Annotated in this window: 20 protein-coding genes; 7 read left to right on the plus strand and 13 right to left on the minus strand. The window is 64.7% G+C overall.

Going from position 1 to position 25,381, the window contains the following annotated elements; all coding sequences use genetic code 11:
* Positions 1–11: 11 nt before the first annotated feature.
* The 3 genes from acs to HN018_RS15660 form a co-directional block, all read right to left on the minus strand.
* Positions 12–1,967, minus strand: a complete 1,956-nt coding sequence (gene acs / locus HN018_RS15650) for an acetate--CoA ligase (RefSeq protein WP_171833187.1) — start codon at positions 1,965–1,967, stop codon at positions 12–14.
* A 75-nt stretch (positions 1,968–2,042) separates the two neighbouring features.
* A complete protein-coding gene (locus tag HN018_RS15655) occupies positions 2,043–2,276 on the minus strand; it encodes a hypothetical protein (RefSeq protein ID WP_171833186.1) in 234 nt (77 codons plus the stop codon).
* A gap of 105 nt (positions 2,277–2,381) precedes the next feature.
* Entirely contained in the window at positions 2,382–3,020 is a 639-nt protein-coding gene (locus HN018_RS15660) for a DUF4337 family protein (protein WP_171833185.1), read from the minus strand.
* Positions 3,021–3,290: 270 nt separating this feature from the next.
* Between HN018_RS15660 and HN018_RS15665 the strand changes: the two genes are divergently transcribed.
* Positions 3,291–3,512, plus strand: coding sequence for a hypothetical protein (locus HN018_RS15665; protein WP_171833184.1), 222 nt, complete (start codon positions 3,291–3,293; stop codon positions 3,510–3,512).
* A gap of 160 nt (positions 3,513–3,672) precedes the next feature.
* Entirely contained in the window at positions 3,673–5,751 is a 2,079-nt protein-coding gene (locus HN018_RS15670; protein ID WP_171833183.1) for a phosphocholine-specific phospholipase C, read from the plus strand.
* Here HN018_RS15670 and HN018_RS15675 read toward each other — a convergent pair whose 3' ends face one another.
* Positions 5,752–7,368 carry a cisplatin damage response ATP-dependent DNA ligase gene (locus HN018_RS15675; protein ID WP_171833182.1) on the minus strand — a complete coding sequence of 539 codons (1,617 nt, stop codon included), beginning with the start codon at positions 7,366–7,368 and terminating at the stop codon, positions 5,752–5,754. It abuts the gene before it with no gap.
* Positions 7,365–8,426 (minus strand): ligase-associated DNA damage response exonuclease, encoded by a 1,062-nt coding sequence (locus tag HN018_RS15680; protein ID WP_171833181.1) that lies wholly within the window; start codon positions 8,424–8,426, stop codon positions 7,365–7,367. The genes HN018_RS15675 and HN018_RS15680 overlap by 4 nt, the downstream gene beginning before the upstream one ends.
* A 147-nt stretch (positions 8,427–8,573) precedes the next feature.
* On the opposite strand from HN018_RS15680, the gene HN018_RS15685 reads away from it, so the two are divergent.
* Together HN018_RS15685 and HN018_RS15690 are read left to right on the plus strand one after the other, a co-directional pair.
* Positions 8,574–9,047, plus strand: coding sequence for a YidB family protein (locus HN018_RS15685; RefSeq protein ID WP_171833180.1), 474 nt, complete (start codon positions 8,574–8,576; stop codon positions 9,045–9,047).
* Positions 9,048–9,049: 2 nt separating this feature from the next.
* Positions 9,050–9,577: a hypothetical protein gene (locus HN018_RS15690; RefSeq protein WP_171833179.1), complete on the plus strand. Its 528-nt coding sequence runs from the start codon at positions 9,050–9,052 to the stop codon at positions 9,575–9,577.
* Positions 9,578–9,580: 3 nt separating this feature from the next.
* Here HN018_RS15690 and HN018_RS15695 read toward each other — a convergent pair whose 3' ends face one another.
* Positions 9,581–10,534 (minus strand): sterol desaturase family protein, encoded by a 954-nt coding sequence (locus tag HN018_RS15695; protein ID WP_171833178.1) that lies wholly within the window; start codon positions 10,532–10,534, stop codon positions 9,581–9,583.
* 262 nt (positions 10,535–10,796) lie between these two features.
* On the opposite strand from HN018_RS15695, the gene HN018_RS15700 reads away from it, so the two are divergent.
* Positions 10,797–11,159: a response regulator gene (locus tag HN018_RS15700; protein ID WP_171833177.1), complete on the plus strand. Its 363-nt coding sequence runs from the start codon at positions 10,797–10,799 to the stop codon at positions 11,157–11,159.
* Between the two features lie 4 nt (positions 11,160–11,163).
* Complete coding sequence (locus HN018_RS15705; protein ID WP_171833176.1) at positions 11,164–12,843, plus strand: tetratricopeptide repeat protein; 1,680 nt, start codon at positions 11,164–11,166, stop codon at positions 12,841–12,843.
* Between the two features lie 135 nt (positions 12,844–12,978).
* Here the strand turns inward: HN018_RS15705 and HN018_RS15710 are convergent, their stop codons facing one another.
* Genes HN018_RS15710 through HN018_RS15730 form a run of 5 tightly spaced genes read right to left on the minus strand, consistent with a single transcriptional unit; the run spans position 12,979 to position 19,367 of the window.
* The gene (locus tag HN018_RS15710) at positions 12,979–15,114 is read right to left on the minus strand and encodes a beta-galactosidase (RefSeq protein ID WP_171833175.1); all 2,136 of its coding nucleotides are present in this window, start codon (positions 15,112–15,114) and stop codon (positions 12,979–12,981) included.
* A 32-nt stretch (positions 15,115–15,146) separates the two neighbouring features.
* The gene (locus HN018_RS15715) at positions 15,147–16,025 is read right to left on the minus strand and encodes a carbohydrate ABC transporter permease (protein ID WP_204259548.1); all 879 of its coding nucleotides are present in this window, start codon (positions 16,023–16,025) and stop codon (positions 15,147–15,149) included.
* Entirely contained in the window at positions 16,022–16,963 is a 942-nt protein-coding gene (locus HN018_RS15720; protein ID WP_171833174.1) for a carbohydrate ABC transporter permease, read from the minus strand. Before HN018_RS15720 ends, HN018_RS15715 begins: the two co-directional genes overlap by 4 nt.
* Before the next feature lies 1 nt (position 16,964).
* Positions 16,965–18,284: an ABC transporter substrate-binding protein gene (locus HN018_RS15725; protein ID WP_171833173.1), complete on the minus strand. Its 1,320-nt coding sequence runs from the start codon at positions 18,282–18,284 to the stop codon at positions 16,965–16,967.
* 45 nt (positions 18,285–18,329) lie between these two features.
* A complete protein-coding gene (locus HN018_RS15730) occupies positions 18,330–19,367 on the minus strand; it encodes a LacI family DNA-binding transcriptional regulator (RefSeq protein WP_171833172.1) in 1,038 nt (345 codons plus the stop codon).
* A 318-nt stretch (positions 19,368–19,685) separates the two neighbouring features.
* On the opposite strand from HN018_RS15730, the gene HN018_RS15735 reads away from it, so the two are divergent.
* Positions 19,686–21,725, plus strand: coding sequence for a M1 family metallopeptidase (locus HN018_RS15735; RefSeq protein WP_171833171.1), 2,040 nt, complete (start codon positions 19,686–19,688; stop codon positions 21,723–21,725).
* Between the two features lie 80 nt (positions 21,726–21,805).
* Here HN018_RS15735 and HN018_RS15740 read toward each other — a convergent pair whose 3' ends face one another.
* Both HN018_RS15740 and HN018_RS15745 read right to left on the minus strand, forming a co-directional pair.
* Positions 21,806–23,833: a PAS domain-containing hybrid sensor histidine kinase/response regulator gene (locus HN018_RS15740; protein WP_171833170.1), complete on the minus strand. Its 2,028-nt coding sequence runs from the start codon at positions 23,831–23,833 to the stop codon at positions 21,806–21,808.
* A 2-nt stretch (positions 23,834–23,835) separates the two neighbouring features.
* Complete coding sequence (locus HN018_RS15745; protein WP_171833169.1) at positions 23,836–25,347, minus strand: ATPase domain-containing protein; 1,512 nt, start codon at positions 25,345–25,347, stop codon at positions 23,836–23,838.
* Positions 25,348–25,381 lie beyond the last annotated feature (34 nt).

Consider the following 25,381-nt stretch of genomic DNA (forward strand, 5'->3'; position numbering starts at 1 on the left):
GCTGGTTCCGCCTATCGCTTCATGCGTTCGACCAGGGCCTGCACCACCGAGGGGTCGGCCAGGGTCGAGACGTCACCGAGCTGGTCGTGCTCGCCGGTCGCGATCTTGCGCAGGATACGCCGCATGATCTTGCCGGACCGGGTTTTCGGCAGTTCCGACGCGAGGATCACCAGGTCCGGCGCCGCATAGCGGCCGAGTTCCTGGCCAACGTGGCGGGCCAGTTCGGCCTCCAGCCCCGCGTCGGCATCCTCGCCACCGGTCTTCAATACGACGAAAGCTGCCAGCGCCTGTCCCTTTACATCATGCGGGATACCGACGACGGCACTCTCCGCGACCTTGTCATGCGTACCGAATGCCGCCTCGACCTCCGCGGATCCGATCCGGTGGCCGGACACGTTGATCACGTCGTCGACCCGGCCGGTGATCCAGTAATAGCCATCGGCGTCGCGTCTGGCGCCGTCGCCCGAAAAATACAGACCCGGATAGGTAGAGAAATAGGTCTGCACGAAGCGGGCATGATCGCCCCAGATGGTTCGAGCCTGCCCCGGCCATGGCCGGTCGATGCAGAGATGGCCCTCGCTCTCGCCGTGCTGCGGAATGCCCTTGTCGTTCACCAGCACCGGACAGATGCCGGGCAGCGGCAGCGTGGCCGATCCAGGTTTCTGTGCCACGGCGCCAGGCAAAGGCGCGATCATGATTCCGCCGGTCTCGGTCTGCCACCAGGTATCGACGACCGGGCAACGGCCACCGCCGACTGCCTGGCTATACCAGAGCCACGCCTCGGCATTGATCGGCTCGCCGACCGAACCCAGCACCCGGAGGCTGGCTCGGGACGTGTCGGACAGGCTTGCCGGAGCCTCGCGCATCAGCGCGCGAATGGCGGTGGGCGCGGTGTAGAAGCAGTTGACCTGGTGCTTGTCGATCAGCCGCCACCAGCGGCCTGGCTCCGGCCATGACGGCGTGCCCTCGAACAGGAAGGTGGTACCGCCGTTGGTGAGCGGCCCATACACGACATAGCTGTGTCCGGTCACCCAGCCGAGATCCGCTGTGCACCAGAAGACGTCGCCGGCGCGATGGTCGAACACGATCTCCTGGGTCAGGCTGGCCCAGAGCAGGTAGCCGCCAGTGGTATGCAGCACGCCCTTCGGGGCACCGGTGCTTCCCGACGTGTAGAGGATCATCAGAGGATCCTCGGCCTGCATGATCTCCGGCTCGCAGTTCGGGTTGGCGGCTGCGACCAGGGCCGCATAATCATGGTCCCGGCCTGCCTGCATCGGCACGTCGGCACCGGTCACCGACACCACCAGAACGGTGTGGAGCGGCGAACCACCTGACGCGCCGTCAAGCTCCAGAAGGGCCTGGTCGGTTATGGTCTTGAGGGGAATGCGCTTGCCGCCGCGCCGGCCCTCGTCGGCGGTGATCAGCAACTTGGCGCCGCAATCGCGCAGCCGTCCCGCCACCCCGGAGGCCGAGAAGCCGGCGAACATCACGACATGCACCGCGCCGATCCGGGCGCAGGCCAGCATTGCCACGACGCCTTCGACCACCATCGGCAGGTAGGTGGCGACCCGGTCGCCACGTTCGACGCCCAGGCCCTTAAGCACGTTGGCCAGTCGGCAGACCTCCTCATGCAAGGCACGGAAGGTGACGTGGCGGACCGCGTCCTCGACCTCGCCCTGCCAGATCAGCGCGGTCCGGCCGCCATTCTCGGCGAGATGGCGGTCCAGGCAATTCACCGATGCGTTCAGCGTCCCGTCGGAGAACCAGGATGTCCTGACGTCGCCATCGAAGCTGCCGTTGCCGGCGAGCTCGGGAAACCGGAACCAGTCGAGCCGTCTGGCCTGCTCCAGCCAGTACGGATCCGGGTTCTGCATTGCATGGTTGGTCATGACGCCGAACCGCGACGCATTCACGCGTGCCGACGCTGCAAAACTCGGCTTGACGTGGAAAATCATCTCGTCGGCCATTGGCACTCCCGATCAGGAGTTCGGATCGCGCCGACCCCCGTTGGGCCCTATGGTCGGCTCGACGGCCGCATAAGGTCAACCGCCGGGGGGATTGGCTGCCTGTTCGGCCATCCGGCCTGTCGCGTGGTTTTGCGGATGCAGTTCGGCCCCGAGCGAAACCAGCGACGGCGGGGCCGACATCGACACACCGGGACGCAACATGCGATTCAGGTCCGAAACCGGCGCATGCGACCGGCCGACGATGACGATCGAAAGCCCGCACAGGACCGTAGCGGCAAGCACTGCCTCGAAGACCCGGCGCCTGTTCAACCGCGATCCGTGTCGATCCATGTAAGCACCCCTGGCAGCCGAGGATCATTATATCCATCGGCGGAACCGTGATGCAAATTATACCACGAATCTCGTTAGTTGTTATTACGCGATGCCAAAGCCTACCGCGATCCCGTAAAGCAGACCGACCGCCCCGAGCGTGGCGCCCACGCCCAGCAGCCAGAACAACCGGGTCGCCATGAAAAGGCCGACCAGCACGATTGCGATCTGCAATGCCCGCACGCTGCGTTCGAACCCCTCATGCAGATGCAGCGCGTGGTCGCGCCGATGCTCTTCCTCCTGGGCCCTGGCCGCCAGCTGGCGCATCCCGTCGTGACCCGGTTCGTTCTCGAGCCTGGCGGCCCCAATACGCGCCGCCGCGACCTTGGCATCGAGTTGCGTCTTCGCCGACTGGGCCGAGGTCGAGGGTTGCGTTCCGCTTTGGGGCGCATCGGTCGCCAGGATCGCCGCCTGCGACTCCAGAATGTCGGCGGTCTGCAACATGACGGTGTGGCGGACCGACTTGCCCTGGTATTGCGACCACAGGTCGGAGGCAGCGACATCGTTCGCCAGATACATGGTCTGCTGGTCGTTGCCGCTCATCTCGACGACCACTGCAACCGCCGCCAGCACGGCGACCAGCACGGCCGCGATCCGGGTAGAGGTAGGCGGTCCACCGGCTGCATGCGCTGCATGGCCGTGCGCATGTTCCAGGCTGTCCTGGGCCATCTCGACATTGTCCAAGGCGTGGTTCTCCGCACCTCGAGCCTGAGGCGAACCGCCTGGAGACACGCACGACCGATTGAAATCAAGCCCGTTCACAGACGTGATGCAGCCATTGAGGCTCCTTGATCGTTATCCCCCTGTTAATGGGTTGTGTATGAAACGGGATTATCGTGATAAGCAAACGATGGGACGTAATTACAGCCGTATTAAACATCCCTGATTGAACAAAGCTCGCGTCAGCTGAGGTCGGCGGTTCGGCCACCCTGACGGAAGCGGAGAAGAAAACAGATGCCGAACGACTTGAACATGGAAGACCTGTCCGAGATCCGGGATGCCGTCCCGCATCTTGATCTGCTGGCGATCCGCTCCCTTCGTCGAGCAGGCTTCGATATCGTGCGGCAGGAACCGGAACCGGTCGAGACACAGAACCTCTGGCACCACGTTCCTCGCCCGATGGCCACATCGGCCCTGCGTGTCGCCCCGGCAGATGCCTCCGACGAGGTGAGCTGAACCCGGAGTTGGCAGAGGCGGTCTGATCGACTTCTGCCAATACTTGTTTATGGGCTCGAATATTGCAGTGCAATATTTTATAATCGTCACTTAAGGTTAGTAAAGGCGACGACCCTGATACGCTAGACCATGCGCCGTCATGTTATAACGGAGCTGGGTTTTGCAAGATCAGGATCGTCGTTCGTTCCTCAGGCTCATGGGTGCGGGAGCCGTTGCGGCAACCCTCCAGGAGAGCATCGGCAAGGCGCTGGCACTACCCGCCAATGACGCCACCCGATCGATCAACGATGTCGAGCACATCGTTATCCTGATGCAGGAGAACCGGTCGTTCGACCACTATTACGGGTCGATGTCCGGGGTCCGCGGTTTCAACGATCCTCGCGCCATCCAGCTTCCGGGCGGCAACCCGGTCTGGTACCAGCCGAACGGGGCCGGCTACCTGCTCCCGTTCCGGCCTACCGGGGACAGCCTCGGGCTCAGCTTCATCGGCGACACGCCGCATGATTGGAACAGCACCCAGCGCGCCTGGAACGACGGAAACTGGAACGACTGGGTTGCCCAGAAGACCACCGCGACCATGGTCTATTTCAACCGCGGTGATATCCCGTTCCATTACGCGCTCGCGGACGCCTTCACGATCTGCGACGCCTACCACTGCTCGGTCATGGGCCCGACCTACCCGAACCGCGCCTACATGTTCACCGGCTGGACCGGAAACGACGGACAGGGCAACGGTCCGCAACTCGACACCAATGCGCTCATCTGCAACTGGCCGACTTACCCGGAGCGCCTCGAGGCGGCGGGCCTGTCATGGAAGATCTACCAAGATACCGGCTCCGGGCTGACCGCCGCCAACAACTGGGGCGACGACCCCGACCATTATGTCGGCAACTCCGCCAACAACACGCTGCTCCGGTTCGTCAAATACCAGAACGCCGCCGACACGGATCCGTTGGCGATCAAGGCACGCACCGGAACCAATATCACGGCGTCCGGAACATTGTTCGATATCCTGCAGAAGGATGTCGACACCAATACCCTGCCGCAGATCTCCTGGCTCATGTGCCCGAACGCGTATGACGAACATCCGAACTGGCCGGCAAACTACGGCGCCTGGTTCATCTCGAAAATCATCGACACCCTGACCTCGAACCCCGAGGTCTGGAGCAAGACCGCGCTGTTCGTCACCTACGACGAGAATGACGGCTTCTTCGACCATATGGTGCCACCGGCCGCGCCGCCGAACGCAGCCCAGGGCCAATCGACGGTTTCGGTCGCCAACGAGATCTTTGCAGGCAACGCTACCCACGATGCCGGTCCGTTCGGCATGGGCCCGCGCGTCCCGATGCTGGTGGTATCGCCATGGAGCAAGGGCGGCTGGGTCAACTCCGAGGTCTTCGATCATACATCGCTGATCCGGTTCATCGAGGCGCGCCATGCCGGCCAGCATCCCGGCCTGATCGAGCCCAACATCACCCCCTGGCGCCGCGCCGTTTCCGGCGACCTCACCTCTGCGTTCGACTTCAAGAACCCGAATGCGAAACTACCGTCGCTACCGTCGACCGCGGCATACCTGCCGCCCGACAAGGCCTCGCATCCGAATACGCCGATCACCCTGCCGACCAACCAGGTTCTTCCCAGGCAGGAACACGGCATCCGCCGCGCACGCGCGCTTCCTTACAACCTGCATGTCAGTGGCGGGCCCGACCAGCACGATGACGCTCTGCACCTGACCTTTGCCAATACGGGCAAGGCGGGTGCGGTGTTCCAGGTACGCGACCTCGCCGGCGGAACCGCGCCCCGCTTCCATACGGTCGAGCCGGGCAAGCAGATCCAGGATAGCTGGCCGGCTGCCGCATCGCGGCTCTATGACCTTTCGGTGCACGGGCCGAACGGATTCTTCCGGTCGTTCAAAGGCAACCTTGCCGGCAGGGGATGGATCGCCGCCTCGGCGGAGGCGGATCCGCTCGGCCTCGCCTTCGTCGTCAGGCTGACCAATCGGTGCCTCACACCCCTGCATGTGCAGATCGAGAACATGTATTCGAAGCACACGACCGAGCACCTGTTGTTTCCGGTCGGCCTCGACCCGATCCTGATCAACCTCGCGCCGACGTCAGGATGGTACGACATCACTATCCGCCTGGCGGAAGACAGCAGCTTCCTGTGGCGTATCGCAGGCCATGTCGAAAACGGCCGGGACAGCATCACCGATCCGGAGATGGGCCTAGCCAGCACCTGATTAGGTAGGGTTTGATCCGCGCTCCACCAGCCGCATCAGGCTGTCGAGCCGGTCGGCTTCGCTTGGCGGCTTGTCCGTGCGGAGCCGGCCGACACGCGGAAAGCGCAGCGCCACACCCGACTTGTGCCGTGTCGACAGCTGCGCCGCGTCGAATGCGATTTCGAGCACGATACCATTTGTCGGTTCGTGCTCGACCTCGCGGACCGGACCGAAACGCTGCGTGGTGTTGTTGCGTATCCAGCGATCCAGCACGACCAGCTCGGCATCGGTGAAACCGGAATAGGCCTTGCCGACCGGCACCAGCTCCTCGTCGCCGTTTTCCAGCTCGCGCCACAGCCCGAAAGTATAGTCCGAATAGAACGAGCTGCGCTTGCCATGTCCGCGCTGCGCATACATCAGCACCGCATCGATGGTCAGCGGATCGCGCTTCCATTTCCACCACATGCCCTTCGGACGGCCGGGCAGATACGGGCTGTCGAGACGCTTCAGCATCAGCCCCTCGATCGATGCCGCACGGGCACCATCACGCATCTCGGACAGCGCCTCGATAGTCGGCGCATGGATAATCTCGGACAGGTCCATCCGCACCGGCGGCGACTGTTGGTAGAACGCTTCCAGTCGCTTGCGGCGCTCGGTGAACGGCAGCGGACGCAGATCCTCGCCGGCCTCGAACAGGATGTCGTAGAGCCTGACCCAGACAGGGAACTCCGCCAGCATCTTGGCGGTCGGCGCCTTGCGGTTCAGCCGTTGCTGCAGGTCCGCGAATGGCGCCACCACCCCGTCCCGCAGCACCAGCAACTCGCCATCCAGCACCGCATCGAAGCCCATCCGCTCGACGATCTCCGGGAATGCCGCCGAGATGTCGTCGGCGCCGCGGGAATAGACGCGCCGGCCGCCCGGCGTGGAGACGAGCTGGACCCGGATGCCGTCCCACTTCCATTCGGCGGCGAAGGCGTCGCAGGCCAGGGCCCGGCGATCGTCCGGCTCCAGCGGATGCGCCAGCATCGGCGGCCGGAACACCGGCGCATCCTGCGGATCCGGGCGCGGCCCGCGTCCCTCGACCCAGGCGAACAGCTCCGCATACGGCGGCGACAGCCCGTGCCAGACTTCCTCGATGTCGTCGGCCGCTATGGTGCCGCCGCTCAGTTCCGCCAGAGCCAGTTTTGCCAGCCGCACCGACGCGCCGACCCGCAGCGAGCCGGTGATGATCTTCAGGATCGCCAGCCGGACGGTCGCCGACGATGCATCGAGCCATCCCGCCACCAGCGCCGGCAGCTCGGATTTCGGCGTGACCGCCAGCGCCTCGACTACATCCGCCAGCAACGGCGGCGGCGCGTTCACCCGTCGCTCGGGCCACATCAGCGCGACGGTTTCTGCCAAGTCGCCGACATAATCGTACGACCAGGCGAACAGCACCGGATCGGTCCGGCTCTCGGCCAGCGCCCGGATCAGTCCCGGCTTGGCAGCCTGGAACGAGAGTTCGCCGGTCAGCGCCGCAAGCCCGATGCCCCGATCCGGGTCCGGCTCGGTTTCGAAGAAACGCCGCAACAGGGCGATCTTGGCGAGACGGCCCGGACTGAGCGTCAGCCGCTCCAACAGCTCGGCGAACGCGATCATGCGGCTGGTACCGGAGCACTGGCGGCGTCGGCTGCCAAGGCCTCGCCTTCCTCTTCCTCGTCGCCGTAGCCGACCAGGCGAAGCGCCCTGCCGCGGCGTCCCTGTGCCTCGGCCGCGTGGATCAGCGCCTCCTCGCGACCATGCGTCACCCAAATTTCCGGCGCATCGACGTCGGTCAGCGTCTGCAGCAGCTCGTCCCAGTCGGCATGATCGGAAATCACCAGCGGCAGCTCGATGCCCTTGGCCTTGGCCCGCTGGCGCACGCGCATCCATCCAGACGCCAGGCACACGACCGGATCGACCAGGCGCCTGGCCCAGCGGTCGGCAATCGCCGACGGCGGTGCCAGCACGATCGCGCCGGCCAGCTCGGCCTTGGCGGCGACGGTCGCCGGACGCAGGTCGCCGAGCGGCACGCCCATCGCCTCATAGGCGCGGCAGACCGGCATCAGCGCGCCGTGCAGGTAGATCGGACCATCCCAGCCGGCCTCGCGGATCAGCCGGATCAGCCGCTGGCATTTGCCGAGCGCGTAGCAGCCGACCACATGCGTCCGCCCGGGAAACAGCGCCACGCTGTCCAGCAGCCGTGCCACTTCTCCGGCCGGCGGCGGATGGCGAAACACCGGCAGCCCGAAGGTCGCCTCGGTCACGAACACGTCGCAGGCGATCGGCTCGAACGGCAGGCAGGTCGGGTCAGGCACCCTCTTGTAGTCGCCGGACACCACAGCGCGGCTGCCCTGCCATTCCATCGCGATCTGCGCGCTCCCGAGCACATGTCCGGCCGGCTGCATCCAGACGCGCACGCTGTCGAGGGTGATCACCTCGCCGTAGCCGAGCGGCTGCTGCACCCGGCCTGACCGGCCTTCGCCCATGCGCACATCCATGATCGCCAGGGTCCCGGGACTGGCCAGCACGGCGCCGTGGCCGGGCCGGGCGTGGTCGGCGTGGGCATGGGTAATCAGCGCGCGCTCGACCGGATTAACCGGATCGATGAAGAACCCTCCCGGCTCGCAATAAAGCCCGTCGGGCAGAACTTTCAACCAGGTCTCGGGATGCGGCATCGAGCCCCAAAGCCTTGCAGGCGCCAAACGGTTGCGTCATCCGACGCGAGCCACAGCAACCGTTTGAAATCTCCGGTCCATGTCGGCATGATCATGCCATGAGATAGGGGCCGGTCGGCCGATCCTGAACGGAACGAGGAGCATCATATGAGCGGGTTTCTGTCCAGTGCCCTGGGATCGCTGATGCAAGGCGGGGGCAGCAACACCGCCAATCCCGCCAGTGCGGGTAATTTGCTGTCGGAGGCATTCGCGTCCGCCGGCGGCGTCTCCGGCATCGTTTCCAAGTTCCAGCAGGCGGGGCTCGGCGACAAGGTGCAGTCCTGGGTCGGCCAGGGTGGCAACATTCCGATCGTGGCCTCGGAGGTCGAGAAGGTGTTCCCGCCGCAGCAGATCGAGAGCTGGGCGCAGGCGCATGGTATCCCGGCCGGCATGGCCTCGCAGGTCCTCGCGCACCTGCTGCCGCATGCGGTCGACAGCCAGACGCCAGATGGCCAGGTGCCTGACCAGGCGATCCAAGCACAAGGCGGCGGGACCCCGGTGACCGGGACCAGCCAGGCCGGCAACGGATCGCCGGGTTTCGATTTCGGTGGTCTGGTGCAGCGACTGATGGGAGGACATTGACAATGCGCAACATTACCGCGACCGGATTCTGGTCGATCGCCGGCTTCGGGCTGGCGCTGAGCCTTGGCCTTGCCGGCCCGGCACAGGCGCTCAGCATGAAGGAGTGCAGCGTCAAGTACGCGGCGGCGAAGAAGGACGGCACGCTGAACGGGCAGAACTGGAAGGCCTTCCGGGCCGCCGAGTGTTCGGCCGCCGGTTCCGCCCCGACTGCAGCGGCAACACCTGCGACGACTGCGGCAGCAGCGCCTGCGGCGACCGCGGCACCGATGCCCACAGCGAGCGTCGCCGCACCGGCGAGTCCCGCCCCGGCGCGAGCGGCCGTCGCGAGCGCGGCACCGGCGGGGAACGCCGCCTTCCCCAGTGCCATTGATACCAAATACGCCAGCCTGAAGCCGGGCAAGGCGCGCATGAGCACCTGCCTCGACCAGTACAAGGCCAACAAGGCCGCCGGCGGTAACGGCGGCCTCAAATGGATCCAGAAGGGCGGCGGCTACTACAGCGAGTGCAACAAGCGGCTGAAAGGCGCCTAGGCTCTATTCCGCCGCGACCTTACGGCGGCGGGGACGGGTCAGCAGTCGCCACGACAGGGCGAGCCCGCCCTTCTGTTGCGCGAGCCACGATCCGGTGGCGAGCGCTTCGGGCACACGGGCATCGCCGGTCTCCACCACGTCGTGCCGGAAGTCCGCGGTGCGGAACAGCATGTCCCACCAGGGGAACACGGCACCGTAGTTGCAGGAGTTACGACCGGCGGCGTTCAGCCCGTGGTGCGCGCGATGGAACTGCGGCGACACCAGCAACCGCTCGCCGAGCCAGCCGAACGAGATACGGGTGTTGGCGTGGCTGAAGCTCTCGACCAGCCGCAGGGTCAGGACCAGCAGCGGGAACTGCAGCGGCGGGATACCGATCAGCAGGCCGGCGCCGATGAACCACATGTAGGTGATGACGTCGTCCAGCACGTGGTTGCGGTCGTCCGACCAGAAGGTCATCTGGCGCTGTGCATGATGCAAAGCGTGCAGGCCGTACCACCAGCCGAAGGTGTGGCTGAAGCGGTGGCGCCAGTAGTCCGCGGAGTCCAGCACCACGGCGTAAATGAAGAAGGTGAGCACCGGCAGGCCGAGCAGCGCCGGAAACAGGCTCTCGAGCGTCGGCGGGATGTAGCCGTGGTCGGTCATCCAACCGTTCATCGCCGTCTGGATCCAGTAGAACCCGAAGAAGGTGACCAGCGGGAACACCCCGATGCGTGCGATGAGCGTGTAGATCACGTCCATTGCCACCGTCTCGCGCCGCTCCCAGCGGGCCAGCGGGAAGTAACGTTCCGCCGGCACGCAGATGGCGTAGTTGATGACTACCTGCAGCACGCCATACACGGCGAACAACGCCCACATGAACGACGTGTCCTCCCACTCCATCTCGCCGGTGCTGAACAGCAGCGGCAGCAGGAGCGTCTCGTGGATCCAGCCCGCGATCCAGGCAAACGGGTCGATCATCGGCCATTCCTTCTAAAGTCCGGACGATCGGCAAACTGAGGCCGGTCGCCCTTGGGTCATGGATCGCCTGCATCGGCCACGAGGCCGGCTGCCTGCTACTGGAAATGCGCCGACCGGGTTCGGAGGGCCGGGATCGATCGGGGGTCATATTGCGTGGGACCGGCCGGTCGCTGCTATATCACCTCGTGGCTAACCATCGCTGCAGATTTCGGCACGACAGCATGGCAACCCTGCCGGCCAACCCCTACCGGGAGAGTTTAGAATGGCCGCTCGTCGGTTGTTGATCGTCGAGGACGAATTCCTCATCCGGATGACGCTCGCCGAGGTTCTGACCGATGATGGATTCGAGGTGCTCGAAGCCGGCGACGCGGACGAGGCGCTCGCGACACTCGAGCGGGAACCGGATCTGGCGATCATGCTGACCGACATCCAGCTTCCCGGTTCGATCGACGGACGGGCACTGGCGGCGCGGGCCCGGCAGACCCGGCCCGACCTGCCGGTGATCTTCATGAGCGGGCGTCCGGATCCGGGCGCCGCCAACACGACGCTCGACCTTCACATCAGCAAGCCATATTTGCCCTCGACGATGTCGGCGGCGGTGCGGCGCCTGATCGGCGACTCCTAGGCGGATGCGCCGGTCGCCGGCACCGGTCCAGGTCGATCACCGTTCGCTCCTGGCGGCAAGCTTCGGTGATCTCCAGGAAGGACGCTTCGAGGCAGCCCGGAACCGACTGCTGCCGATCATGCGCGACAGCTTCAAGCTGCAGGATCTCGAAACCCGGCTGGTGTTCGGGCTGGCACTGGCGGGCACCGGAGACGTGGCTGCGGCCGCGCCGCTGCTGAACGGGATTGCGGCGGAACGGCCGCACACGCTGCATCCGTGCGTCGACCTGGTCACGCTCCTGCAGAAGCGGCAGCGGAGCCGGGACGCCGAGCCCGCTTTCCAGGCCTGCCTCGCGCTGACCCCCGGCGATGCCAGGCTCAGGCTGGGGCTGGCACAACTGCTGTGCGAGCTGCATCGCTTCGAGGATGCACTCGCCGCAATCGACCAGACTCTCGGTCACGACCCGAAGCTCGTCCCGGCGCTGAACCAACGTGCGATCATCCTGGCAGCCCTTGGCCGCGGCGACGAGGCACTGGCCTGCTTCCGGCAGATCGTCGCCACCGACCCACGCAATGCGGCAGCCTGGGCCAATATCGGCATCACCCTCGCTGCCGAGGGTGATTTCGAGGAGGCACTGTCGGCCTACCGGCGCAGCATCCAGATCAAGCCGGCCGAGCCGCAGGTCCGGCTGAACCACTCGATCTGCCTGCTCAAGGCCGGACGCATGGTGCAGGGCTGGCAGGAACATGAATGGCGGCTGCGGCTGCCGGGTCACACCCAGCTTCCGCTCGACCGGCTGCTGCCCAACCTCACCCCGACCAGCGACCTTGCCGGCAAGACCATCCTGGTCACCCACGAGGAGGGCATGGGCGATACGCTGATGTTCCTGCGCTATGTGCCGATGCTGAGCCGGCTCGGGGCGCGGGTGCTGCTCTGGGTCCCGGTCAACCTCGCCAAGCTGGCCGCGCGTGTCGAAGGCGTGTCCGGGGTGATCGTCGCCGACGCTGTGAAGCTGGAGGCCGACTGGCACTGCCCGTTCATCAGCCTGCCGCGCGCCTTCTCCGGAACCGTGCAAGCCTGGGGGGCACCGGCTCCCTACCTCCGGACCGACGCGGGTCGGGTGGCCGAGGCAGCCCTTGCACTGCCCGCGCCGATCCGGGTCGATCCGCTGGCCGATCCGCTCGGCTCCCGGTCCGGCGGGACCCTCATGGTGGGCCTGGTCTGGGGCGGCGCACCGCGGCCCGATATCGTGAACGCCAACGCGATCGACCGGAAGCGCAGCATGTCGTTGGCCGAGCTGGCGCCACTGGCCGCGCTGCGTCACGTCCGCCTGATCAGCCTGCAGCATGGGCCGCATGCATCCGAGGCAGCGCATCCGCCCGCCGGCCTGGCGCTGTTCGACCCGATGAGCTTCGTCGACGACCTGGACGACACCGCGAGCCTAATCCGCAACCTCGACGTGGTCGTCACGGTTGATACGTCGATCGCCCATCTTGCCGGCGGTCTCGGCGTCCCAACGATCCTGATGGACCGCTACGACAATTGCTGGCGCTGGTTCCATGGGCGCGAGGACAGCCCATGGTACCCGTCGATGAGGATCGTCCGGCAAACCGCCTACGGCGACTGGGCCGGAGTGGTCCAACGGGTCGTGCCGCTGCTGCAACGCATGGCGAATGCGAAGCGCGCCGGTACGCCGATGGCCTAGTCCAGTCTCCGGACAGGTGGATGTCGCAGCGCGGGCCAGACTGATTCAACCTGAAAGAGACCGCCGGCCGATCACGCTTGTCCAAGCGGAATAACTACCGACGCCCGCTGCGTATCTTGGACAGATCAACGGCCATTAGTTGGCGGAGGTGCACGAAGTTAGCTTGATGATCGCACAACCGTATGCATCCAAGTGAAGCCGCCCATGCTGCACAGAACTTGCCTCGATCAATTCGAACCCTGCAGGTAGCCCCTCGACCTCGACCCGCTCGGAGGTCGTATTCTGCAGGAACAGGAGTCGGCGATCGTCGCTTTCGCGCAGCGTTGCCTCTACTCCCGCAGGCAGTCCGGCGACCAGCGGCTCTATCCCAGCTTGCGGAAGCAGCAGATCGCACAACGATGCGGTAAGGGCAGGCGTCAGGAAACTTCCGACATAGATCACGCGACCCCGCCCGGCGGCACGTTGCGTGATGGCGGCCTCGCCTTTCAGGAAACGGCTGTCCCAGCGAGCCAGTACGGTGGTGCCATCGTCGGGGACCAGACGCTCATACCAGAACGCGGCCGGGATCCGAGCTTCACCGAGGCTGATGACGTGCTGGCGCTTGCCAGACTCCGCCGGCTTCGATGCAAGCGGTTCGGAAAGTCCCCATATCGCCGTGAGAGCGGGTGCGCCTTCGGCAGGAAGCGGGCCGAACTCCTCGACTGCGACGCCACATAACGTGCGCAGTGAACCGGGCGGCGTCACCTGGATCATGTGGTTATCCGGCGTATGTGCGCCGGTACGGGCGCCGATAACCAGCGTGCCGCCCTGTTCGGCAAAGCGTTCGAGCAGAGGCGTCCATTCCGGCTTCCACAGCATCCAGTGCGGGACGAAGAACAGCTTCAGCCGATGCAGGGCATCCTCGGGATGGACGAAGCCACAAGCGATCCCCTGCTCATAGCAGTAGCGATGCAGCGGCATTGCCGCCTCCTGGGGAGTCGGAAGGCCAAGCGAGTAACTTTTGGCGGCTTCCTCATTGTCGAAATCCGGACCGGCAATCCCGACATCGATCCGCACCGTGGTGCCGAGAATTTCCGGAGCGATGCGGCCAACCTCGTGGGCGAAGCGGCTCGCCTCATCGTAGCGACGGCGGGGAATGTCGTCATGGTCGAGCACCCCCATCCAATAGATTTCGGCGCCATAATGCGCCGGGCGCCAGCGGAAAAACATCAGTCCGTCGACGCCGCGGGCAATCGACGAATAGGCCATCCTGCGCATCTCGCCCGGTTCCGGCACCGGGGTCGCAAACCCCGGCTGGCTGCCGAAGCCGCTTTGCTGCTCGGGCACGATCAGGTTACCGGCCGCACCGCGCACAAGATCCAGATGGAACGCCGGGAGATAGGCGTGACCGCCGCGCAACCGCTCGTCGAACAGGAACGGATAGATGTCGTAGCCGACGAAATCGAGATCGCTCGCGAGTGGCCCCCGCATATCCAGATCGCGAATGGCACCGATATTATGTGTCACGAACCAGTCCGGGTTTATCCGTCGCAGGATCTCCACCTGGTCGCGCTGGAACATCGCGGTCGCATGGGCAAGGAAGCGGTGATAGTCGAGTACCTGGCTAGGATTGCCAGCAACCGGCATATGTGGATACGGCAGGTCGATTTCACTGAAATTATTATAGCTCTGTGCCCAGACGCGTGTGCCCCAGGCTTCGTTCAGCGCGTCGACCGTGCCGTAGCGCGCAATCAGGAAAAGCTGGAACTCATCCAAGGCGGCAGCCGAGAAGCTCTCGGAGTAGGACGTGTTCAGCTCGTTGTCGGTCTGCCAGCCGATAATCCCAATGGTGCTGCGATAATGCTGCGCCATCACCTCGGTGATACGGCGACTATGCTCCCGGAAGCGTGGGTTGGTCGTATCGACATGCTGGCGGGAGCCATGACGGTGCGGAGCGCCTGAGGCCGTCATCCGGAGCAGATCCGGTTCGGCGACAGTTAGCCAGCGTGGCGGTGTCGCCGTCGGCGTGCACATGATGGTGCTGACGCCATGTGCCGCAAAGGTCTTGATCGCACGGTCGAACAGGGCGAACTCGTAGCGGCCCGCTACCGGCTCGAACAGGTTCCAGGCAAATTCGCCCATGCGCACGACGTTGAAGCCGGCCGCGGCGATCCGGACAGCGTCACGTTCGAGAAAGCTCTCGTCGACATGCTCCGGATAATGCGGCACGCCGAGCAGGAAGCGATCCAGCGACAAAGTGCGCCAGGCAGAAAGCGGGCGTTGCTCGAACATGATGGATCCAGTTGAAATTTGTGGGGTGGCGGTCATTTAACGCCGCCGCTACCCAGGCCGGTCTGCCAGAACCGCTGCAGGCACAGGAAGGTGGCGAGGACGGGCAGGATGGCGACGAGGGCGCCTGTAAGGACGAGGGTAAAGATCGCCTGCGATCCACCGCCCGCACTGGCCGCCTGATACCAGGATGCCAGGCCGACGGTGACGGGGAACAGGCTCGGGCGGCTCAGCACCACAAGCGGTAGGAAGTAGTTGTTCCAGGTTGCCACGAACGAAAGCAGAAGCACGGTCGCAGCCGCCGGAGTAATGAGTGGGAACACGATGGTGGTGAAGATCAGGAGCTCGCCGGCGCCATCCATTCGGGCAGCATCGATGAGGTCCTGTGGCACCGCCTGCTCGATATAGACCCTCATCAGGTAGACCCCGAGCGGAAAAACCAGTGATGGAAGAATCACCGCCAGCGGCGTATCGATCAGCCCGAGTTGGCTCAGGAGCAGGAAGATCGGGATAGTCAGTGCGGTCTGTGGGATCATCACCGCGCCAAGCACCAAGGCAAATAAAGCGCGGCTGCCGATGAACCGGAACCGGGCAAACGCGTAGCCTGCAGCGCTCGAGATGAGCGTGGTGCCGATCGAAGCGGAACCCGAATACAGTGCCGTGTTGATCAGCCAATGCAGGAAGACACCGTTCTCGAACGTAAAGACGGCATGGATGTTCGAGAAGAGCGCCATGCTGTGGCCGAACGCAAAACCGAAGGTTCCAAACAGGTCGGACTGGGTCTTGGTCGCGGCGATGACGAGATAAGCGAGTGGCAACAGGGTGTAGAGCAGCGGCACGCAGAGGAAAGTGGTGCCGATGGCGCGGGTACGCCGGTAGGCGGCCGTTCCGGGTCTTGCGCCGACCATTCTCATCCGGGCTCTCCCTTATCGCGGGTCGAGAGCATGAAACCGTAGGAGATCACCGCGATCAGTGCGCCAAGCACGAAGGACACGGCCGCGGAGTAGTTGTATTGCTGGTCGGTGAAAGCCAGGGCATAGGCATAGACGTTTGGCGTGTAATGGTCGCCGATCACGCTGGGTGCAGCGGCCTTCAGAAGTTGCGGCTCATTGAACAACTGCAATGTGCCGATGATCGAAAATATTGCAGTGAGCAGAAGTGCACCTCGGATCGAGGGTACTTTCACCAGAAGCGCTGTCTGCAAGGGCGAGGCGCCGTCCATCGCGGCGGCTTCGGCAAGGTCGGCCGGCACCGCCTGCAGGGCGGAATACAAGATGACCATGTTGTAGCCGACGAACTCCCAGGTCACCACGTTGGCAAGCGAGGGAAGCATCCATCGCGACGAGAGGAAATCGATGGTGGGCAGGCCGAGCGCGTGCGCCGCTTGCGAAAACGGCCCGAAGCTTTTCCCATACAGGTAGCCCCAGATCAACGTGGCAACCACGCTGGGAACTGCGTAGGGAATGAAGAACGCGATCCTGAACGCACCGCGCAGCCATACGACACCGTGGTCGAGTATCAGGGCCATCGCAAGCGACAACGCCAACATCACCGGAACCTGCACGACGCCGAACAGCAGCATGTGCCAGACGCCCTCCCAGAACGCGTTGTCGCCGAACACGTCGACGTAGTTGGCGATACCACTGAAATGTCGCCCGCCGATCAGCTTGTCCTGGAACAGGCTGAGATAGAAGGCATAGCAGAGCGGCACCATCACGAATGCCGCGAACACCACGAGGAAGGGAGTGATGAAGAGGTAGGGAGCAACGGACCGACGCAACCGGTGCGGGCCCGGGCTGGACCGCTTCGCTTGGCGGTCAGACGATCGGTCCAGAGGCAGCGTCGCAGACATGTCAGCTGCTCACCCGGAAGCCCTGCTGTTTGGCGTAATGAGCGATCCGGTCCTGCAGCCGGTCGAACGCGGCTTCGAGGGTGCCTCCGCCGGACGCCGCGGCGCCGAGTTCGTTGCTCATCTGCGACATGAAGTAGTCGTTGAACGGACTCCACTGGAAGCCTGCACCGACCCGCTGCGCCGCCTCCGCGAACACCGTGTTGATCGGCTGGTTGCCGTAGAACGGATGGGGCGTCGACAGGAACTTGGTGTCGTCGAGCAGCGCCTTCTGCACCGGGAACAGGAACTGCTTGGTGGCAAAGGCGGTTCCTGGCTGCTTCTGCGCCAGCAACCACTGGATCGCCGTCGCGGCCGCCTGCTTGTTCGGGCTCGTCGAAGACACCGCAAGCGAAGACCCACCATAATTGCCGTTGCTAGGCTTTGCGGTGTCCCATTGCGGCAGTTGTGCACACCGCCATTGCCCGGAACTGGATTGGGCAAACTGGGAGAGAAACAACGGTCCCCACGCCGCGGTCAGCCAGATCGCGTAGCGGCCGCGTGCAACCGACTGATACCAGTCGGTCACAAAGCCCGGTGCGGTATCGACCGCCTTGGCGTCGATCAGCTTCTGCCAGTAACGGGCGAAGCGTCGCGCGACGTCGTCGTTGATCCGGATGGTAATCTTGTCGTCGTCGATCGCGAACGGACGCCATCCTGCCTGCCACAGCAGGCCGGTCGACCAGCCGCCATCGGAGAAGGTCGCGTTGCACAGGTAGCCCTCGCCGCCATCCTTGCGTATCCGGATCGCGGTTTCCGCAAACTCATCCCAGCTTTTCGGAATGGTGAATTTCTGCTTCTCCGCGATGTCCTGGCGGTAGATCTGACCCATCGGACCGCTGTCCCAAGGGAGGGCGAACACGCCGGTGTCACGCGTGACCTGCTTCCAGCTCCAATCGACGTAGGTGTTGCCTAGGCTGGCGGCGCCAAGCGGCGCAAGGTCGGCCAGGCCTTTGACCTGCATGAATGTCGCCACCATGCTCAGTTCGAGCTGGACTATATCCGGAGCCCCGGTGCCCGCCTTCAGGGCTGTGCGCAGCTTCGCGTATTCGGGCGCCGACTGACCGGCGTTGATCACGTCAATGCGAATGTCCGGATGCGCGGCCTCGAACATGTCGAGTTCAGTACGCAGGTCCGGAACCCAGCTCCACATCGTCAGTCGTATCGGTGCCGCCGCACTGGCCGGAGTCCAGCCGAGAATGGGTGCGGCCAACCCGGCAAGTGAAGCAGCGAGCACCTGGCGCCGGGTTGGAGATAGAAACGTAGTGTCGCGATCATTGGTCATCGTGGTGCGTTTCCCTGTTTATATTTTCTCGTTATCCACAAATCGTCAGCGCGCTGGCGGCCCGGTGCTGGCACGCCGGACCAGGGCCGGCGTGCCGACGACACGCAGCGCCGATGCCGGGACCGTTGCCGGATCGTCGATCAGGTCGAGCAGGAGATTGACGGAACCGTCCGCGAGCGATGCTGTGGCGATATCGATCGTCGTCAGTGCCGGGCGAACCTGGGCAGACATCCAGATACCGGTCAGGCCGATCACCGACAGTGAGTCTGGCACGCGTATCTGACGTTCAGCCGCCGCCTGCAGAGCACCGATTGCCAGCAGATCGTTGGTGGCGGCGATCGCGGTGACGGTGGGATCTAGGTCGAGAAGCCTGTTTGTCGCCAGACGCCCGCCCTCGATGCTGTCGGACCCGATCTGCAGGCGTGGCGACGGCACCGTGACATCGTAAGCGGCGAGGCTTTTGCGGAGGCCCGCGAGGCGCGCATGATGCGCAACATCACCGACGATCTCCGGGTGTTCGGAGCCGGCCACGATGCCGATGCGACGATGGCCCAGTTCGGCGAGATGCGCTCCGGCGAGCTGACCGGCCTTGTGAAAGTCGACGGTTACGCAGGGCACCGTCGGATACATGTCGGTCTCCTCCCAGGTCGACAGCACAACCGGAACGCCGGCGGGGAGCATCGCCAGCAGGCTCTGCTTGCCGAGGTCGCTGCCCAGCACGATCAGTCCCTCTGCAAGTCTTCCAGCCACTGCGTTGAGGTAGGCGGTATCAAGGGAACCCTCCGGCGTCGCCGCATTGCAGATCAGCAGGAAGTGCTCGCGTCTGCGTGCAGCCCGCTCAGCGGCGAAGGCGAACTCCGAGTAGAACGGATTGAGGATGTTGGTAAAAAACACGGCAATAGTCGGTGAGCGGCGTTCCGCCAGGGCACGGGCGACCAGGTTAGGCCGGTAGCCGAGGTCGCGCGCAACCTGCTGTACCTTGGCGATGGTTGCGGCGCTGGCCGCTCCCCGTTGACGCAGCACATTCGACACTGTGGCACCGGACACGCCGGCTAGCTTTGCAACGTCCTCGAGAGTGGGCATCGCCGATCCCCCTGCCGCAGCTCACTTTTAGTTAAGCGCTTAATCTTGTTAGGACCCTCGGTGTTCTGTGTCAAGTGTTTGCGCCGAGGCGGATCGGAAGATCCTAGGCACGCTCACGCAGCGGCTACGATTGGCACAAACCGGCTGGCCAATCTGGCGTGCTCTCGACCGTCGCCACCCCTTCCCAAGATGGCCGGATGCTTGGAGATGCAGCGCTACCCGATATCAGGGCGGGCGCATGCTCGTCGGAGCGATTCTACATGCGCTGTTGCAACAAAGCGGCTTGCGTTCGACTGATGGCATCGCAACCATGCTGCCATGCGTCTCATCCAGCTCGCCCTTCTCCCCGCCCTTCTCTGTTCCACCGCCTGGACCACCACCGCCGCTTTCGCCGAGCCCTCGGGGCCGCCGGCGATCGCTCCGGTCCCGCATGACGATCCGGCGGCTCCGGATCCGGCGGTGATCTTCGCGCCGTTCGAGAAGGGCAACCAGCCGAACGCTACCCGGTCCGGCAGCGGCCTGCCCGGGCCCGGCTATTGGCAGAACCGCGCCGACTACACGATCGCCGCCTCGATCGAGACCGGGCCGCACGTACTGCACGGCAGCGAAACGATCGCGTACACCAACAACAGCTCCGATCCGCTCGACGTGCTGTGGGTGCAGCTCGACCAGAACATCTATCGCGCCGACGCACGTGCAAGATTCTCGTCGCGTTATTTCAACGGACACACCACCGACGGCGACGTCATAGAGTCAGTCAGCGTCGAACCCGCGAAAGGCGGCATGCCGGTCCCGGTTCCGTTCCTGATCTCGGACACGCGGATGCAGGTGCGCCTGCCGGCCAGCCTCGCGCCGCACGGCGGACGCCTGCGGCTGCACATCGCCTGGCATCATACGGTGCCGGGCAGCTGGGGCGGACGGACGGCGGTGACGCCGACCAGCAATGGCGACATCTACGAGATGGGCCAATGGTTTCCGCGCATGGCAGTCTATGACGACCTGCGCGGCTGGGATACCTCGCCCTATCTCGGGCAGGAATTCTATCTCGAATACGGCGACATCGATTACAGCGTGACGGTGCCGTGGAACTTCATCGTCCAAGGGTCGGGCGCGCTGCTCAACCCGGGGCAGGTACTGACCGCGACCGAGCGGGCACGCCTGGCACAGGCGGCCACCAGCGACCGCACGGTGATGATCCGCAGTCCCGCCGAGGTGACCGATCCGGCCAGCCGCCCGACCCGGTCGGGGAGCCAGACCTGGCACTTCCGCATGCAGAACACCCGCGACGTCGCCTTCGCGGCATCGGCCGCCTTCGCCTGGGACGCCGCGCGCCTGAACCTGCCGCCGGTGTCCCCGGCTCCGGGCGCCAAGCCGATCCCCCGGCTGGCCATGTCGATCTATCCGGTGGAGGCCGCCGCCAACTGGACGCGCTCGACCGAATACGTGAAGCACGCGATCGAGTATTTCTCCCGGCAATGGTACCCCTTCCCCTGGCCGAACGCGATCAACCTCGCCGGGCATGGCGCCGGGATGGAATATCCCGGCATGGCGTTCGACGGGATCAAGGACCATGGCAAGGAGCTGTTCTGGATCACCACCCATGAACTCGGCCATAACTGGTTCCCGATGATCGTCGGCTCCAACGAGCGCCGGGATGCTTTCATGGACGAGGGCTTCAACACCTTCATCGACGTCTATGCCTCGGACCATTTCAATCACGGCGAATATGCCCCGAAGCGCGATCCGGAATACGCCCCGGGCGGCGGCAACCCGGCCGACGAGATCATCCCTTGGCTGAAGGACCCGAAGGCGCCGACGCTGCTGGAACCGCCCGACCTCGTGGTCGAGACGTACCGGCACCCGATCACCTACTTCAAGGGATCGCTCGGGCTGGTGCTGCTTCGCGAGCAGATCCTGGGACCGGACCGGTTCGATCCGGCGTTTCGTCGCTACATCGCAGCGTGGGCCTACAAGCATCCCACCCCGTATGATTTCTTCCGGTTCATGAGCAGCGAAGGCGGCGAGAACCTGTCCTGGTGGTGGCGTGGTTGGTACGAACACAACTGGACGCTCGACATGGGAATTACCGGAACGTCGTATCCCGACAACGACCCGGATCACGGCGTGACGATCGCCCTGCACAACAAGGGCTGGCTGCTGATGCCGGCCACGTTGCTGGTCACGTCCGCCGACGGCACCGCCACGCGCGCGACGGTTCCGGTCGAGGCCTGGATGCAGGGCAACAAGACCAGCATCACCCTGCCGACACATGGTGCGATCCGTTCGGTCGTGCTGGACCCGGATTTGAAACTTCCCGATACCGACAGGAGCGATAATATTTTCGATCCTAAGCCGTAGCCGGGATATCGAAACACGGGGGCCGAGGCGTCCCGTGCGGGGTGGGACGCGTTACGAGGCGCACCCGGCCGATCGGCGGTTTAGGGCGCGCTTCCCAGCACCACGCGAAGTTTCTGTGCCAGCTCGTCCCGGCGATAGGGCTTGCTCAGTATCGGAAGGCTCCGGCCGACCAGCTGGCTGGCGCCGCTCTCGCCCGCATAGCCGGAGGTCAGCAGCACCTTCAGGCCGGGCCGTAGGCGCTGCGCCTCGATCGCCAACTGGGCACCGTTCATGCTGCCGGGCATGACCACGTCGGAGAACAGCAGGTCGATCCGTGCCTGCCCGGCCAGGTGTTCCAGCGCCTCGTGCGCATTGCGCGACACCATGACGGTATAGCGCAGCTCCTCGAGGCTCTCGACCGCCATGTCCAGCACCTGCTCGTCATCCTCGACCAGCAGCACCGTTTCCTCGCTGGCCTGACGCAACGGCATGAGGGTCGACGGGGCGGGCTTCGCCTCAGGCGCGGTCTCTCCCGAACGCGGCAGATAAAGGCGCACGATGGTCCCTGCCCCAACTTCGGATTCGATCGCCACGTCGCCACCGGCGCTTCGCATGAAGCCATAGACCTGGCTGAGGCCGAGACCGGAGCCCTTGCCGATTTCCTTGGTGGTGAAAAACGGCTCGAAGGCCCGTGCCAGGGTCTTCGCATCCAGGCCCGAGCCTGTATCGGACACCGACACGACCACATACGAGCCCGCAGCCAGCTTCCGGTCGAATGCCGCTGCCGGGCCGAGCTCGATATTATGGCAGGCAAGCCTGATGGCCCCGCCATTGCCGCCGGCACCCTGGATCGCGTCACGCGCGTTGACGATGAGGTTCAGCACGGCCGACTCGAACTGGGCCGGATCGACCCGTACCGGATAGACGTCGGGGTCGAGGTCGAACCCGAGTACGACCGCCTCGCCGACCGCGTGCTGGGCCAGCTCCTGAAAGCCGCGCAGCAGGCGGCTCGGATCCAGTGTTTCCGGCTGCAGCATCTGGCGGCGGGAATAGGCCAGAAGTTGCTGGGTCAGTTGCTCCCCGCGGCGCGCCGCGGTCATCGCGGCTTCGGCCAGGCGAACCACGCGGTCAGTCCGTTCAGGTTTGCGGATGACCATGTCCAGGCCACCGACAATCACCGTCAGCAGGTTGTTGAAATCGTGCGCGACACCACCGGTCAGCTGCCCGATCGCCTCCATTTTCTGCGCCTGATGCAGCGCATCCTCGGTCTGCCGACGTTCCGTCGTATCCATGACGACCCCGGCCATCCTGACCGGTCGCAGAAGATCGTCGTACTCGACACGACCTTTGGCAACCACCCAGCGGATGCTGTCATCGTGGCGCCTGATCCGGCACTCGACATCGAGCCGTCCGGTAACGACCGCCTGGTCGAACGACGCCGCCACGGCATCGCGGTCTTCCTCGATTACGACTGCGAGAAACAGGTTGCGGCCCCATGACGGGCGCTGCTCGGCGAAGCCGAAAATCCGGTCGTGCTGTCCCGAATGTCGCGACATGTCGCTCAGCAGGTCCAGGTCCCACGAGCCCATCCCGGCCGAATCCAGCGCGAAGGCCAGGGTTTCGCGCGCGGCCTCGAGTTCGCGGGTGCGCTCGTGGACGCGTTGCTCGAGCGTCTCGTTCAGCAGGCGAAGCTCGGTCTCCCGGCGATCTCGTTCCAGCAGCAGGCCTCGGGCCTGGTATTGCCGGCGTCGTGCCCGAAGTGCGGAGTCCGCAGCACTGAGCAGGGTTTCCGCGTTGATCGGGCGCTCCAGCAGCACCACGTTGCCGAGCCGTTCCAGAAGGTGGGAGGCGGGCTTCGATCGTCGTGCGCTCTGCCGGGTGGCGAGCACGATGATCGGCAGGTCGGACCATGGCGGCTGCGCGTCCACCCACTCCAGCAGCGAGCGCAGATCGGTCTCGGCCAACGCTTCCTCGGTGACGACGACACCACCGACATCGCCATCGAGGCAGACACGCAACGCTGCAAGCCCGTCGCACACCTGGCACACGATGCTGCTGCGGCCTAGGACCTGAGCGATGATCGTCGCGTCGCGTCCGCGTGGGGCGAGAACGAGAAACCGCTCGACCATCGTCAGCCTGCGACGCCGGCGACCGCAGGTTCCTTCAACAGCGAGACCTGGCCCTTATAGGACGGCATGCCGCTCAACAGGCCTTCGAAATCGCTGAGGGCCTCGCCGACCTGCAGCCCGGCCGAACCCAGCTTGAACTCCCTGATCGTGTGCTCATGCGCGCTGATCCGGCTCTTGATCACCGAGACGGCGCTTCGGATCGAACCCTCGGACTCGAAAAACCGGAACAGCAGGATTCCATCGCTGAGGTAGCTCAGATCGAGATCCGAACGCATATCCCCGAGAACGCCGTGCTGCCCGAGTATCAGCAATGTCTTGACCCCCCGCTGGTTCAGGTAGCTCAGCAATTCATGCATCTGCAGGATCAGGAACTGCTCGCCCGGCATCGCGTGCAGGTAGGCGTTCAGGCTGTCCACGACCAGGAACGTCGAGCGGTCATGCTCGACCGCATCGCGCACCATGCAGGAGAACTCGCCCGGCGACAGTCCGGCCGGATCGATCTGGCTGATCGTCAGCCGGCCGTTGTCCAGATAAGGCTGCAATTCCATACCCAGGAGCCTGCTTCGAACCAGCAGCGTCTTGAGGCCTTCGTCGAACAGGTAATACGTGGCCCGCTCGCCGCGCTCCAGGGCCGCAAGCATGCAGCGCACCGCGGTGGTGGTCTTGCCGACACCCGACGGCCCGCTCAGCAATGTATTGGTTCCCGGCACGAGCCCGCCGCCAAGCAGCGCATCCAGTCCACGATTACCGGTCGAGACCGGCCTGTCGTCGAAACTCCCATGATGCCTCGACGCGACCAGTCGGGGAAACACGGTGAGGCCGCCCTTGTCGAGTGCGAAATCGTGATAGCCGCCGCGGAAGCCGATGCCGCGCATCTTGATGATCCGCAGGCGCCGGCGCTCGGCACCGAACTCCGGCGGCGCCTGCTCGAGCGACAATACCCCGTGCGCGATACTGTGCAGTTGCAGGTCGGTAGGGTCGGCAGTGCGATCGTCCAGCATCAACACGGTGCAGTTGCGGCTCGCGAAGAACTGCTTGAAGGCCAGGATCTGGCGGCGGTAGCGCAGCGGATTCTGCGCCAGCAGGCGCAGTTCCGACAGGCTGTCGAACACCACCCGCGCCGGCCGGAGCTCGTCGATCTTGCGCATCACCTCCCGCGTGGTCTCGCCGAGCTCGACCTCCGATGGATGCAGGATCGACTGCTCGCTGTCGGCATCGAGTTCGGCCTCGCTCACCAGTTCGAACAGCGTCAGTGCGTCGAGCGACCAGCCATGGCTGGCGGCAACGGCTGTCAGTTCCTTCGCTGTCTCGGACAGGGTGATGTAGAGGCCGGTCTCGCCCCGTCCCGCGCCCTCGAGCAGAAACTGCAGCGACAGGGTGGTCTTGCCCGTACCTGGCGAGCCTTCGACGAGATAGACGCGGTCCCGGGTCAGGCCGCCGTTCAGGATTTCGTCCAGCCCCGATATTCCGGTCGTCACGCGCGCAGGATCGGACAAAGAGGGTGTTGACGTCATCGCTGCACACTCGAAGCACTGGGTCTGCCAAACC

Origin of the sequence: Lichenicola cladoniae (genome assembly GCF_013201075.1) — a bacterium.
In the GTDB taxonomy this organism is placed as follows: domain Bacteria; phylum Pseudomonadota; class Alphaproteobacteria; order Acetobacterales; family Acetobacteraceae; genus Lichenicola; species Lichenicola cladoniae.

What these genes read in the sequence shown, in the direction of transcription:
- acs (WP_171833187.1), bottom strand. Translation starts at nt 1,967, where the DNA reads ATGGCCGACGAGATGATTTTCCACGTCAAGCCGAGTTTTGCAGCGTCG.
- HN018_RS15665 (WP_171833184.1), top strand. Translation starts at nt 3,291, where the DNA reads ATGCCGAACGACTTGAACATGGAAGACCTGTCCGAGATCCGGGATGCC.
- HN018_RS15675 (WP_171833182.1), bottom strand. Translation starts at nt 7,368, where the DNA reads ATGATCGCGTTCGCCGAGCTGTTGGAGCGGCTGACGCTCAGTCCGGGC.
- HN018_RS15680 (WP_171833181.1), bottom strand. Translation starts at nt 8,426, where the DNA reads ATGCCGCATCCCGAGACCTGGTTGAAAGTTCTGCCCGACGGGCTTTAT.
- HN018_RS15685 (WP_171833180.1), top strand. Translation starts at nt 8,574, where the DNA reads ATGAGCGGGTTTCTGTCCAGTGCCCTGGGATCGCTGATGCAAGGCGGG.
- HN018_RS15690 (WP_171833179.1), top strand. Translation starts at nt 9,050, where the DNA reads ATGCGCAACATTACCGCGACCGGATTCTGGTCGATCGCCGGCTTCGGG.
- HN018_RS15695 (WP_171833178.1), bottom strand. Translation starts at nt 10,534, where the DNA reads ATGATCGACCCGTTTGCCTGGATCGCGGGCTGGATCCACGAGACGCTC.
- HN018_RS15700 (WP_171833177.1), top strand. Translation starts at nt 10,797, where the DNA reads ATGGCCGCTCGTCGGTTGTTGATCGTCGAGGACGAATTCCTCATCCGG.
- HN018_RS15705 (WP_171833176.1), top strand. Translation starts at nt 11,164, where the DNA reads ATGCGCCGGTCGCCGGCACCGGTCCAGGTCGATCACCGTTCGCTCCTG.
- HN018_RS15710 (WP_171833175.1), bottom strand. Translation starts at nt 15,114, where the DNA reads ATGTTCGAGCAACGCCCGCTTTCTGCCTGGCGCACTTTGTCGCTGGAT.
- HN018_RS15715 (WP_204259548.1), bottom strand. Translation starts at nt 16,025, where the DNA reads ATGAGAATGGTCGGCGCAAGACCCGGAACGGCCGCCTACCGGCGTACC.
- HN018_RS15720 (WP_171833174.1), bottom strand. Translation starts at nt 16,963, where the DNA reads ATGTCTGCGACGCTGCCTCTGGACCGATCGTCTGACCGCCAAGCGAAG.
- HN018_RS15725 (WP_171833173.1), bottom strand. Translation starts at nt 18,284, where the DNA reads ATGACCAATGATCGCGACACTACGTTTCTATCTCCAACCCGGCGCCAG.
- HN018_RS15730 (WP_171833172.1), bottom strand. Translation starts at nt 19,367, where the DNA reads ATGCCCACTCTCGAGGACGTTGCAAAGCTAGCCGGCGTGTCCGGTGCC.
- HN018_RS15735 (WP_171833171.1), top strand. Translation starts at nt 19,686, where the DNA reads ATGCGTCTCATCCAGCTCGCCCTTCTCCCCGCCCTTCTCTGTTCCACC.
- HN018_RS15740 (WP_171833170.1), bottom strand. Translation starts at nt 23,833, where the DNA reads ATGGTCGAGCGGTTTCTCGTTCTCGCCCCACGCGGACGCGACGCGACG.
- HN018_RS15745 (WP_171833169.1), bottom strand. Translation starts at nt 25,347, where the DNA reads ATGACGTCAACACCCTCTTTGTCCGATCCTGCGCGCGTGACGACCGGA.